The organism is Embleya scabrispora DSM 41855 (assembly GCF_000372745.1).
Taxonomy (GTDB): domain Bacteria; phylum Actinomycetota; class Actinomycetes; order Streptomycetales; family Streptomycetaceae; genus Embleya; species Embleya scabrispora.
Window position 1 is genome coordinate 122,590 of record NZ_KB889563.1, and the last position, 12,755, is coordinate 135,344.

At 70.7% G+C, this 12,755-nt stretch carries 8 protein-coding genes; 3 read left to right on the forward strand and 5 right to left on the reverse strand.

Going from position 1 to position 12,755, the window contains the following annotated elements:
• Positions 1-135: 135 nt before the first annotated feature.
• The 4 genes from A3IC_RS0104605 to A3IC_RS0104620 form a co-directional block, all read right to left on the reverse strand.
• Positions 136-2,199 (reverse strand): galactose-binding domain-containing protein, encoded by a 2,064-nt coding sequence (locus A3IC_RS0104605; RefSeq protein WP_052173197.1) that lies wholly within the window; start codon positions 2,197-2,199, stop codon positions 136-138.
• Between the two features lie 359 nt (positions 2,200-2,558).
• On the reverse strand, positions 2,559-2,759 hold the full coding sequence (locus tag A3IC_RS0104610) for a hypothetical protein (protein ID WP_020548896.1): 201 nt from the start codon (positions 2,757-2,759) through the stop codon (positions 2,559-2,561).
• A gap of 449 nt (positions 2,760-3,208) precedes the next feature.
• Positions 3,209-4,960: an FUSC family protein gene (locus tag A3IC_RS52485; protein WP_020548897.1), complete on the reverse strand. Its 1,752-nt coding sequence runs from the start codon at positions 4,958-4,960 to the stop codon at positions 3,209-3,211.
• A gap of 271 nt (positions 4,961-5,231) precedes the next feature.
• The gene (locus tag A3IC_RS0104620) at positions 5,232-8,015 is read right to left on the reverse strand and encodes a helix-turn-helix transcriptional regulator (protein WP_020548898.1); all 2,784 of its coding nucleotides are present in this window, start codon (positions 8,013-8,015) and stop codon (positions 5,232-5,234) included.
• A gap of 178 nt (positions 8,016-8,193) precedes the next feature.
• On the opposite strand from A3IC_RS0104620, the gene A3IC_RS0104625 reads away from it, so the two are divergent.
• The 3 genes from A3IC_RS0104625 to A3IC_RS0104635 are packed head-to-tail and all read left to right on the forward strand — an operon-like array spanning position 8,194 to position 11,053.
• The gene (locus A3IC_RS0104625; RefSeq protein WP_020548899.1) at positions 8,194-9,108 is read left to right on the forward strand and encodes an MBL fold metallo-hydrolase; all 915 of its coding nucleotides are present in this window, start codon (positions 8,194-8,196) and stop codon (positions 9,106-9,108) included.
• A gap of 40 nt (positions 9,109-9,148) precedes the next feature.
• Positions 9,149-10,639: a carboxylesterase/lipase family protein gene (locus A3IC_RS0104630; protein ID WP_020548900.1), complete on the forward strand. Its 1,491-nt coding sequence runs from the start codon at positions 9,149-9,151 to the stop codon at positions 10,637-10,639.
• A 30-nt stretch (positions 10,640-10,669) separates the two neighbouring features.
• Positions 10,670-11,053 (forward strand): RidA family protein, encoded by a 384-nt coding sequence (locus tag A3IC_RS0104635; RefSeq protein WP_020548901.1) that lies wholly within the window; start codon positions 10,670-10,672, stop codon positions 11,051-11,053.
• 352 nt (positions 11,054-11,405) lie between these two features.
• Here A3IC_RS0104635 and A3IC_RS0104640 read toward each other — a convergent pair whose 3' ends face one another.
• Entirely contained in the window at positions 11,406-12,737 is a 1,332-nt protein-coding gene (locus A3IC_RS0104640; protein WP_158695802.1) for a hypothetical protein, read from the reverse strand.
• Positions 12,738-12,755 lie beyond the last annotated feature (18 nt).

A 12,755-nucleotide genomic window follows, 5' to 3' on the forward strand; every position in this document is an offset into this window, starting at 1 on the left:
TCCGGGTCGGACCGGCAGCGGCCGGGCCAACGCGGCGACCAACGCCGACCGGTGCACCCGCCTCGGCCGAGGCCGGCCGGATCAGGGGAGCTGATCCGGCCGGCCCCGGCCTTGGACACCGCCCCACCGGTGCCGTCAATCGCTGTAGACGCCGACCTCCCGGAGCGAGTAGCCCCACTGGGTGCCGCGCTCCAGCCCCTGGATCCGGACGTAGCGCGCCAAAGTTCCGGCGAACCGCGTCGTGTCCAAGCCGCCGTCACCAGCGGTCGTGGACCAGGCCGTCTGCCAGTTCGTGCCGTCGGCCGACAGCTCGACGCGGTACGACTTCCCGTACGCCGCCTCCCAGTCGAGGGTGACGCGCTTGATCAGGTTCGTGGATCCGAGGTCGATCCGCAGCCACTGGTCGTTGTTCCACTCGCTGGCCCAACGGGTGCCGTTGTCGCCATCCACGGCCCGGCCGGGCGCGAAGCTGACGAACGGGTTCCACCATTGCGACGTGGACGCCGAGGCGGCCGCGCCCGAGGCCAGGTTCACCCCGGACTTGTGCTGTTCGGAGTTCCCCCAAGTGCGGAGGTAGGACTCGGCGCCCGCGAAGAGGTCGTCCACGACTCCCTGGCCGCCGACGATCCGGATGTCCTCGATCCAGTCCGGGACCATGCCGTAGTGCGCCGCGCCATCGGTGTTGAAATCCCAAGTACGCTCGCCGGCGGTCTGCTTGTCGATCACCGAGCCGCCGTCCGTGCTGCGGAACGGGTACTTCACCGGGTTCGGGGTGTCCCCGCCCCGCGGGCCCGGCCAGCCGCCGACACCGTTCATGTCGGTGCCGTAGCCGTAGCCGACCCCGTACTTCTCGCGCAGCGCGTCCGTGCGCTTGGCCTCCGCGCTGAACGCCTCCGATCCGTTCATGTACTGGCTGACGAACCCGCCGAGCTTGTAGAGCCGCTCGGTCCAGCCCAGGTCCATCCAGCTGTGCGAGGAGATGACGCCCGGGTACGACTCGGATTCGAGAATGTCGAAGGCCTGACCCGCGGCCTTGACGCTCATGTGGTCCATCTCCAGCATCATCTTGCGCTTCATCATGCCGCGCACCGCGTACTCACCCAGGTCGGTCAGCCCGCGGGTGTTGCACTGCGCATTCGAGGCGTACGAGGGGACGACCACCCCCGCCGGAAGTTGCTTCTCCGCCTCCGACGCCGCGTTGCCGATCGGGTTGTCCTGCTGCGGGCCGCGGCAGACCTCCGTCTGCCAGAAGGTGCCGGTCGACAGGAACTGGCCGACGTTGATCGCGGTGCCGAGGGTGCCCTGGTCGAAGCGGACCCCGCAGAGCGCGTTGTCGAACTTGTGACACAGGAACATGCTGCGCACGCCCAGCTTGTACAGCTCGTCCAGGCCGCGGTCGATGTCCGCCTTGCCGCACTGCCCGACGTCCAGGATCTGCTTGCAGCCGAAGGGCTCGGAGGTCTCGACGCCCAGCACGACGGCGAGCTTGCCCTGCTTGATCACCTCGCGGGCCTGCGCGCTGTCGGTGACGATGCGGAACCAGCCCTTGCCCGGGCCGCCGTACATCTTGTCGATGAACGCCTGCATGTCGTACGACTTCTGGGCCTCGAGACGGATGGCGGTCATCTCGTCGCAGCCGCGGTCCTTGAAGAAGTAGACGGAGCAGATCACACCGTTGGTGACCAGGTCGTTGACGAGGATCCTCTGGCCGCCGCGCCAGGCGCGCTCGATCCACGCGTAGTAGTTCTGCTGGTGGGTCAGCGAGTCGTGCGCGGGCCAGTCCTTGAAGGTCGGCCACCCGTTGGGGTCGTGCTTGCCGTCGCCGCCCTTGGTGATGAAGTCGAAGATGGCGAGCGTGCCGTCGGGGTAGTGCTCGGGGCAGTCCTTCAGCGCGTCGGCGACGCCCTGCTCCGAGAACGGCTTGCCGCAGATGAGCCGGCCGCCGAAGCCCTCGTTGGCCATGATGTGGTCGTGGGCGTCGACGAAGCCCCTTACCCGCCCCTGGGCGTCGGTGCCCTTGAAGGGCTCCCCCGAGACGTTGATCTGCGAGTCGGGCGTGGGCCGCGCGGCCGGGTTCCACCAGCCGGGCTCCGCCGCGGAGTTGGGCATCGGACCGAGTACCAGGGCCATCACGGTGAGGAGCAGTGACACCGCCGTGAGGGATCCGAGTCTGCGACGCAGAGGTTGAACCATGATCATCACCCAGTTCTTATATGTGAGTTGGGCTCATGTTTCGCCTCTTACGTTAGGCATGCGCGCCCGCGACGCCAACCCTTGACGGGGCTATCGTCGCGAAATGGGGGAGATCGCTCCATCGGGAGCAGGGTAGCCATGCGGCCGCAGGACCGTCCTGTTGAGCAACCCGCCGAGTCCCGGGACCTTCCGGGGCTCGGCGGGTGGCGTGCATCGGCCGTGTGGAAGTGGGCGGTCGCCCGGAACTCCGGTTCGGGCGGCCGGTGTCCGGGCGCAGGGCGGTGGCGTGGCCGTCGAGACGGGCTACCACCGGCTCGGCGGTGACGTCGGTCCCGGCGGCCGCGACCACGACGGTGGGGTGGGGGTCAGTCGTCTGCCTTGAGCCCGGAGGGCTCCTGGGTGGAGGTGTAGTCCGCGACCAGGTCCGCGTCCGCTGCGTGGACGAGCAGGGTGCCGTCGGCGACCACGTTCGCGCACAGGTCGGGATCGTAGTGGTGGTCCGGCAGCGGGAGCGGCTCACCGGCGGGGGCCGCGAGGCGGCGGGTCAGGAGCAGGGGTATGGCCATGGGAAACCTTTCGCGTGCGTCGGGTGGTGGTGGTGGTGGTGGTGGTGCGAACTGCCGTGCGGCGGGGTCGACCGGGCCGGTGCCGCGGACGCGCGGGGAGCCGGCCGAGACGCCGATCCGACGAAGCGGCCCTCGTGGTTGTGTGTCGTACCGCGTTCTCCACCAGGCCGGTGACCGACTGACGCAGCAGCAGCGGGCCGCCTTCGAACCAGCCCCCCGTTTGTACGCGACCTCGTGTTGGCTCCGGATAACCGATTCGGGTAACGGCCTGGTAATGCGCCGGCACGTAGACCTATTGGCGCACCCCCGCCGTCACGGCGGGGACGGTGAGGGGTGACCACGCGCCACCACCGGCCGTCGGCCGGCGTGTCCGGATCGCGCCGGAGCATCGGGAACCCGTACGCGAATGCCCGGGCAGGTAGGGCCACCCGCACGGGTTGTGGCTGCTGTCAGCCGTCGAGTCGGGCGGTGCATGGGGAGGGTGTACACGGCCGCGGGGGCAGGAGGGCTCGGTTCGTTCGCTCCCGCCGAGTTGTCGACGGGTGCGAAGACGCGGGCCGCGCTGCTGCGTCTCGTGCGCGTCCGGTCTCGGTGGCGAGGCTTCGCGCGTGGAAGGAGGTGGCTTCCACACGTTCGAGAACACGGCGGACCCGGGCGCGTTCGGCGCGGCGGGGATTGAGTGGATGCACCAGGGGACGGCAGGCCGCGCGGAAGGCCTCCAGCGCCCGATCAAGATCACGTGCATCGGGTGCGGGCTTCGGGACGCCGGCCTGCGGCGCGCAGCGCACGTAGTGGTCGAGGAGAAGAAGCAGCTCCCTCAGGCGCATTTCGGCGACCGTGCGGACGGTCATGGGGACGACCAGCGCCGCTGCCAGAATCCCGCACCCGGCTCCCAGAGCGGTCTCCTGGACACGAAGCGCGAGCAGTTGCGGGGAGAACGTGTGCAGGACCGCGAGCACCATGCTGAGCGAGCCGGTGATGAAGAAGGTCACCGCCCAGTAGCTGCCGGAGGGGATGTAGAACATCCCGAAGACGCAGCCGAGGAGAAGGGCCAGGGCCGAGGTGCTGTGCCCGTCGGTCAGGACGGCGAGGCCGTATCCGAACGGCACTCCGGCGACGGTGCCGATCAGCCGCCGGCCGCTCTGCAACAGGACGTCCCCGGTGTGCTCGGCATTGATGAAGACGACCCATGCCGTGGCCACCGCCCAGTACCACAGGTGTGGGGAGAGAAGGTGTCCGCCGGCTACCGCGAGTGCGGCCGCGGCGGTCACCTGCAACGCCTGCCGCGTCGTGTGCCGCGACGGGCCTGCGGGCCGTACCGCCCCTGGACGCAGCGGTACACGGTCGCGCTCCGTTCGGTCGGTCGAGTCCCCCGTCTCCACCTCCCGCATCGTGCCGCCGGAGGTCCCCGTCGAATCCTCCGCGGCGCGGATCGCGAGTACGCCGAGGCGTTGCGCGATCGCGTCCGCACGTGCGGTCCGCTCCAGCTCCGCCGCAGTGTCGGGAAGCAGCCCGACGGGAGCCTCGTCCAGGAATTCCTGAAGCAGCAGCGCGCAGGCGTGCAGCCGGTCGAGACGTCGTTCGACTCGGCGGACGCCCGCTCCGCCGTCTGCGAGCAGATCCGACGTGGCCTGCTGTGCGTCACGAAGTCGTCTGTTGAACGCCGCCCTCAGCCGCCTCAGGATCTGGTGGGACGTCGTGGGCACCAGACAAAGGCGAGTGATCGCGGCAGCCGCGAAGGCGACGGCCGACGCCGCGGTCAGTTGCGGAAGTTGGTGGGGCTGAATCCTGGCGAACTGGGACAGGAAGTAGGCCATGAAGGCGAAGATCCCGAGGTCCAGGCCCCGTCGTCCGAAGCGGCGCGCATAGACCGCGGTGAAGATCAGCAGCAGGAAGGCCAGGTGGGACGCCAAGGGGAAAGGCGCCAGCAGGCCCCCAACCGACAAGGCGGCAAGGGTCACAGGCGCCCCGGCGAGCAGAGTGCGGAACTGATTGCGGGGGTGCGGGTCGCTGCTCGCCAACGAGGTGACCACCGCTGTGAAGCCGCCGGCCAGGAGCACGACAGGGGACTGATCCCGTACCGTCAGCGCGGCCAGGGTGAGGGTGAGACCGAGGACGGCACGCAGCCCGGCGGCCAGACGCAGCAGCCCGGGGTCGGCTGCGGCGAACCGGTCCCATAGCGACGCTGTCTTCGCAACCACCGTGGAATTCCGTTCCTTCGTCGTGGTTGGCCGTCCCCGTACCGCCACGACGAGCGAGGCCGTGTTCAGCCCGGCCCACCGGCCTCGGGCCCGCCTTTTCGCAAGGCTTCGGGGACAGCGGAGGCATCGGCATGCCAGGGCGAAGGGGTCACCCGGCGGGTTACCGCTGCCTCGCCGTTGTGGCCAGTCTGGTCCGGCGGGATGGCGCCGCGGTATGCGTCAGGTGACTGCTTCGACGGCCGGGCGTGTCCCTACTCCTGGTGTACCGCCGTCACTGCTGGTGGGCCGCCGTCGCGAGGGTCCCCTCGACGAGGTCGCGCAGCTGGGAACGGGCGGTGATGCCCAGCTTCGGGAAGCTGCGATAGAGGTGCGAGCCGACCGTGCGCGGGGAGAGGAAGAGCTTTTCGCCGATCTCACGGTTGGTCAGCCCGCGGGCGGCGAGCCTGATGATCTGCTGCTGTTGCGGGGAAAGTTCGGCGAGGGCGTCGGGGACCGCATCCGTGACGTCGAGGCCGGCGGCGCGCGATTCGGCCCGGGCACGCTCGATCCATGGGCGCGCGCCCAGGCGACGGAAGGTCTCCAGGGCCTCGGTGAGCGGCCCACGCGCCTCCGCGATGCGCCGACGGCGCCGCAGCCACTCGGCGAGGTCGAGCAGGGTCTGTGCGCGTTCGAAGGGCCAGTGCTCCAGTACCGGATCCGCCAGAGCCGCCCGGAAGTGCGGCTCGGCGTCCTCGGGGTCCGCCAGCAGGCCACGGGCTCGACTGATCAGCGCACGCAGACGAGGTGAAGCGTTGTCCGCCAGTGCGGATGCCGAGCGCTCGACGATCGCGACAGCCTCCGCACGGCGGCCGCAGCGCACGGCGGCGGCGGCCAGGTCCGCGAGGGCCGGGTAGGAGGCGTGGTAGTGCACGGGCGCGCCGTCTGCCGTGAAGGCCATGCGGAGTTGGCCGTACGCGGTCTCGTAGGCACCTTCGGCGACTGCCGCCGCACCGAGCGCACGACGGGCATAGACGGAGACCGAGCGGCTCTCCAGCGGATCGATCAGTGTGAGCGCGTCCTCGGCCCGGGCGCGGGCCGAGGACGCGTCGCCCTGGAAGGCCAGCACGGTGGCGTCCACGGTGGCCGCACAGGCCACGGCGTGGTCGAGGCCGGCCGCCCGGCCGACCGCGGTGGTGCGGGTGCAGGCCTCACGGGCCTGTTCCCACCTTCCTCGCTCCACGTAGGCCCAGGCGACCGCGCCGCCCAGGCCCTCGGGCAGTGCTCCCTGCGACTCCCAGCGGTCGAAGGCCTCGTCGAAGACGCGGACGGCCTGTGGGGTCTCGTCCAGGAGCCATGCCGAGATCCCGACGGCGGTGAGCCGCTCCGGCCGGATTTCCGCCTCGGCGAGCGATTGCCGCAGCAGGGAGAGGAGTTGGGCCCGATCGTCGAACGGATCCGAGACGACTCTCACCCAGGTGCGCAAGCCTGCGTGTGAGGCGTTCTCGGGAAGGCGCCGCAGGATGTCCCGGATGCGGTGGCGCTGGGTGTCCTCTCCGGAGTAGAAGCGGACCACGGCGGCGCCGGCCACGAGGTCCAGCGCGGCGGCGGGCTGGGAGACGGCCGACTCCGCGGCGGCGTCGGCCAGTCGGGAGAAGACCATGGTGTGGCGTCCGGTCAGGACCGCCAGCCGGCCGGCCTGCGCGGCGGCGGAGGCCAGCAGGGTCGCGTCATCCGTGCGCGCGCGTGCCGCGGCGACCAATTCCTCGACCCAGGCGATGTTCCCGGTGAACACGGCCGCACCGGCGGCTTCGACCAGCAGCCGGGCGCTGTCCTCGCGCCGCGGTGCGAGTTCCGCGGCGCGCTGCAGGGCCTGGGCCGCCGCCGCGTGGCCGCCGCGGCGGCGGGCCCGGCCGGCGGTCCGCTCCAGCTCCGCCGACACGGCCGCGTCCGGGCGCGGGCAGGCGGCGGCAAGATGCCAGGCGCGCCGGTCCGGTTCGTCCCGCAACATCTCGGCGAGCGCGAGGTGGGCCTCGCGCTGGGCGGTCGAGGACGCGGCGTGATAGACGGCGGACCGGATCAGGGGGTGGCGGAACCGGACGTCCCGGCCGGTCCGCCGGACCAGCCCGGCCTGCTCGGCCGGCAGCCAGGCCGTGTCCTCCGCGCGCGGCAGCCCCGCCGAGACGGCGATCGCGGAGTCGGCGCTGTCCATGGCGGCCAGGAACAGCAACGCCCGCGTGGTGGAAGCGGGGAGGCTGTTCAGGCGGGCGGCGAAGATCCGCTCCAGGCGATCGGTGAGCGGAAGCGGACCTGCGGACGGCAGCCCCGCAACCGTGTCGTGTGCCGATGCCGTCCTCGTCAGTTCCACCAGCGCCAGCGGGTTGCCGCCCGCCTGGTCGAGGATTCGCGACCTGGTGTGGCCAGTGGGGCTCTTCGGCTGCAGGTCCAGCAGTTGGTTGGCCGCAGCGTCGTCGAGCGGTCCCAGGGTGAGCATCGGCACATGACGGTCGAATCCCGGAAGGTGATCGCCACCACGGACCCCGATCAACATCGTGACCGGTTCACCTTCCAACCGTCTGGCAGCGAAGGACAGCGCATCCAGGGAAGCACGATCGAACCACTGCGCGTCATCCAGCACCACGAGCACGGGATGGCGGTCGCCCAGGCCCGACAACAGGCTCAGGAGGGCGACCCCGACCAGCATGAGATCGGGTCCCGCGATGGCCGACCCCTCGCCGAAGGCGTCCCGCATCGCAGCGCGCTGCCTCCCTGGCAGTTCGTCCACCTCGGCCGACACCGGCCGCAACAACTGATGCAGTGCGGAGAACGCCAGGCTCGCCTCCGACTCGCTCCCCTCGGCACGCAGTACGCGAGCACCGCCGGCTTCGGCCCGGCGCACCGCGTGCTCCAGCAGCGCGCTCTTGCCCGTGCCCACCTCACCGACCAGCATCAGCACCGGGTCGGCCGACACCGAGTCCACCGCACGAACCAGGCGTACCGATTCCGCGTCCCGGCCGACGATCAACTCCCCCGGATCCGGTCCCATGACCGCACCGCGGTCGCCTGTGCGCTCGTCCACGGAGTCTCCCGGATTGCGGCTTTCGATCGGAGTCGCCTTGCCCTGGCCCGCCCAGGCTACAAGCGGCCGGGCTCCGCGCCCGGACCATGCGCACAGGTGCAGTCACGTTACGGATACCGCGCGCGCCGAGGCCGCTCGTACGGTTCCGGGAATGCCTCCCCATTCCCAAGGACGCCCCATGGAACAGATCACGCTCGGCAACGTCACCATCACCCGGGTATGGGAGTACTTCGGTTCCGTCGAAATGACGCCCGGCACCTTCTTCCCGGAAAGTCCGGAGGAAGTGTGGAACGGCGGCGCCTCCTGGCTGACTCCGCATTTCCTCGACGGCGAGACCAATATCGTCAATTCCGCGATCCAGACCTGGCTGCTGCGCAGCGGAGGCAAGACCATCCTCGTCGACACCGGCGTGGGCAACCACAAGGACCGCCCGTACGCGCCGGTCTGGAACCGTCTCGAAACAGGCTTCCTGGCCAACCTCGCGCGCGCCGGCGTCGAGCCCGAGGACGTGGACATCGTGATCAACACGCATCTCCACATCGATCACGTCGGCTGGAACACGTACCTGGACGACCGGCAGTGGGTACCCACTTTTCCCAACGCCACCTATCTGATGCCGAAGGACGACTTCGACTTCTGGAACCCCGAGAACGACCACAAGCCGCTGCTCGGCCGCGGCAACCAGAACGTCTTCGAGGACAGCGTGGCCCCGGTGCACCGGGCCGGCCGGACACTGCTGTGGGAAAACAGCCACCGGATCGACGCCGACCTCCGCCTGGACGCGGCTCCCGGACACACCCCCGGCTCCTCCGTACTGACCCTCACCTCCGGGACGGACCGCGCGGTGTTCGTGGGCGACATGCTGCACAGCCCCGTGCAGATCCTCGAGCCCGACTCGAACAGCTGCTTCTGCGAGGACCCCGCGGCCGCCCGCGCCACCCGCCGCAAGGTGCTGGGCTGGGCGGCCGACAACAACGCACTCGTGATCCCCGCGCATCTGGGCGGCCACGGCGCCGCCGAAGTGGCCCGCGAGGGAGACAAGTTCGCCATCAAGGGCTGGGCCCCCTTCGCCCCGTACACCGAGCAGACCTGAGCTGCACAAGACACGAGACACGAGACACGAGAAACGAGACATGAGCCACCACCCCAACCCCGTCGTGACCACGGCGCAAGGGGCCGTCCGCGGCCTGCGCCAGGGCGACACCACCACTTTCCTGAACATCCCCTACGCCGCCCCGCCCCGCGGCGCCGGCCGGTTCGCTCCGCCGCAGCCGCACGAGCCGTGGGACGGCGTACGGGACGCCACCGTGCCGGGACCCAACGCGCCGCAGTCCGAGCGCAAGCTCGGCAGCATCGACATGTCCCCCTACTTCGGCACCGGTTGGAGCCGCGGCGAGGACTACCTCACCGTCAACGTCTGGACACCCGCCGCCGCGAACGGCGACCTGCCCGTCATGGTGTTCGTCCACGGCGGCGGATTCGTCGCCGGATCGACGCGGTCCGCGCTGTACGACGGCTCCGCCTTCGCCCGCGACGGCGTCGTCCTCGTCACCCTCAACTACCGGCTCGGCATCGCCGGGTTCCTCGACATCCCCGGCGCGCCCGCCAACCGCGGCCTGCTCGACGTCGTCGCCGCGCTGCGCTGGGTGCGGGAGAACATCGCCGCCTTCGGCGGTGACCCGCACAACGTCACCCTCTTCGGCCAGTCGGCGGGGGCGACCATCGTCGGCGGCGTGCTCGCCGCCCCGGAGGCCGCCGGTCTCTTCCGCCGGGCGATCGTCCAAAGCGGCAGCGGCCTGGGGGCGTTCACCACCGAACAGGCCGCCCGCGTCACCAGGGCAGCAGCCGAGGCCCTGGGCATCGAGCCTCGGGTCGACGCATTCGCAGACGTCTCCGACGAGCGCCTGGTCGAGGCCGCCTCCCGGCTCGCGGGCATCGACCTGCGGACCGACACGCACCACGACCCACTGATCGGACTCAGCCCCTTCAGCCTGGTCCTCGACACACAGCCCGCCGAATCCATCGCCGCCGGCCTCGGCAACGACATTCACCTGCTCATCGGGACCAACACCGAAGAGGGACACCTCTATCTGGTGCCGGTGGGCAAGTACGCCACCTCGACCCCCGGTGACGTCGACGATGCGGCGGCGCGCGCGCACCCGAATCCGGCGCGACTCGTCGAGACGTACCGGAAGACACGCCCCGAGGCGTCCCTCGGCGAGCTGCGCTCCGCCATCATGGGCGACGCGCTGTTCGGCGCGGGCAGCCGGGCCTTGGCCGGCGCACATGCCGCCCGCCCCGAATCCACGACCTACGCCTATGAGTTCGCCTGGCGCTCCCACGCCCTGGACGGAGAACTCGGCGCCACCCACGCGGTCGAGCTGCCTTTCGTCTTCGATGTCGCCCACCTTCCACAGCTGCACGGATCCGCCGCCCTGCTCGGCCCCGACAAACCCCCCGCGGATCTCGCCGCCCGTATGCACGAGACATGGGTCCGGTTCGCCGGGACCGGCAACCCCGGCTGGGACCCGTACGACGACGAGCGTCGGGCCACGATGCGCATCGACGCCGAGTGGACCCGGGTCGACGACCCCCGCAGCCAGGAACGACGGGCCTGGCACTGACCCTCCGGCCACCACTCCCAAGGACACACCATGACCAGAACCGTCATCACCACCGAGAACGCACCCGCCCTGGCAGCCCCACTGTCCCAGGGCATCCGCGTGGGCCCCGTCCTCCAGGTATCCGGACAGCTCCCGCTCGATCCGGACACGGGCGAGGTCGTCGGGACCACCGTCGCCGAGCAGACCGAGCAGACCCTGCGCAATGTCACCGCCGTACTCGAGGCGGGCGGCGCGGGCCTGGAGGACGTCGTGATGCTCCGCGTGTACCTCACCGATCCGGCCCACCTGGCCGAGATGAACGGGGCATACGCGGCGGCCGTCGGCGAGCCCTTCCCCGCTCGCACCACCGTCTACATGCAGCTCCCGCCGGGACTGCTCGTGGAGGTCGACGCCCTGGCGGTGCTGAACGACTGAGCACAACGGCCGGCCGTCCGACGAGGGCGCGCACCAGCCGAGGGTTCCGCCGGTGTTGTGTCGGGACCTCGAAATCCACGTAACCGGCTGCGTGATCGTGCGGTGAGAGGGCCGGAAGGGGGGCTGTGTCGGCGCGAGATGCTCGAGTGCGGACAAAGCCTCCCTTCCTCCCACATCATCCGAGGGAACGAGCCGGCGCGCGTTCCGGATCGGCACGCCCTCGATCTCACCTCACCCGAGTTGCCCGAGGAGCCGTGGTCGGTCCGGAAGGCGCGGACAGCCTCGAACGACACCCGGCCCGGTGTGCACCCCCGCACGGGGGCCCGCACGTTCCACCGGCGCGCCCGAACCCTCACGACCAGACCTGCCCCGCGGCCATCACGGATGCCAGGACACCACCGACCACCACGGCCGACGCTCCGGCGATCGGCAGTCGGTGCGTCCATGCCCGCAGGGCGGCCGACTTGGACGCCTGGGCCAGCAGCACGTCGCGTCCTCGCAGCACCGCCAGACCGACGCCCGCGAGGGTCAACGCCATCCCGAGCCCGAAGGCCGCCACCATCAGGATGGCGATGCCGAACCGACCGGTGAGCAGCCCGGTGAGCAACACGAGGAACGCCGAAGGGGAAGGCAGCAGGCCGCCGGATGTGCCGAGCAGCACGAGGCCACGCCTGGTCAGCAACGATTCGGTAGGGACAACATGACTGTGCCCGTGGTCATGTCCATGCCCGTCGTCATGTCCATGCCCATGGTCATGCCCGTCCCCGTGGTGGTGGCTGTGTCCGTGTGTGTGGATCGACCGCCGGCGCCGTAGCAAGTCCACCCCCACGGCGACCACGACCAGCGCGGCGATCAATTGCAGCCAGCCGGTCAGCGCCGCGACGTCCGGGGCACTCTCGGCGGCGAGCCACCACCCGACGGCGAGCGCGGCCACGGACACGGTGTGCATCGCGGCCACGATGAGGCCCAGCCACAGCGCGTGTAGCGCCCGACCCCGGCCGCCGATGAGAAAGCCCGCCGCAAGCGTCTTCCCGTGCCCCGGGGCGCACGCGTGGAAGGCGCCCACGAGCGCGGCGACGAGCAGCGCCAAGGGCAGTGCGACACGGTGGTCCAGTAGCACGGTCAGATCCGTGGTCCAGACGCTGAAGGGCCCCTGCGGTCCTCCCGCGTCGACGGAGTGATCGGCGCCGGATGGGCCGAGGGCGAGCGTACGAGTCGGCTCGCTCGCCGTGTGCAGCCCGCCGGCGCCCGTCGGCGTCACGGAGATGGTCCGGTATCTCGAATCGACGTTCGACAGCGCGGTGATGGACAGGGCGACCGTGTTCACCGGCTCGGGGCAGCCGTAACGCAGCCGGGCGCCGTCGCCGGCCAGGCGCAGGGTGTTCGCCTCGTCGAGTCGGCAGGCCACTCCGTTTTGGATGACCTTGACGTGCGCGCCCAGGTACTGCGCTTCGGACATCGCCTCGGCCCTGGCCGCCTCGCCGAGTACGGTCAGGTCGTCCGCCGCGGCCGACCAGATGACGTCGACGGTCGTGCCGTCGGCCGCGATGCGGGCGACCGGCGGGGTGCCGAAGGGGTGCGCCTCGGCCACGCCCGCGAGCCCGAGGACCGACGCGGCTGCCGCCAGGATGCCCATGAGCAGGAGACGGAACGCTCGGGAGCGAGCCGCCGTAAGGAGTTTCACGGTAATTTCTTCCGATCG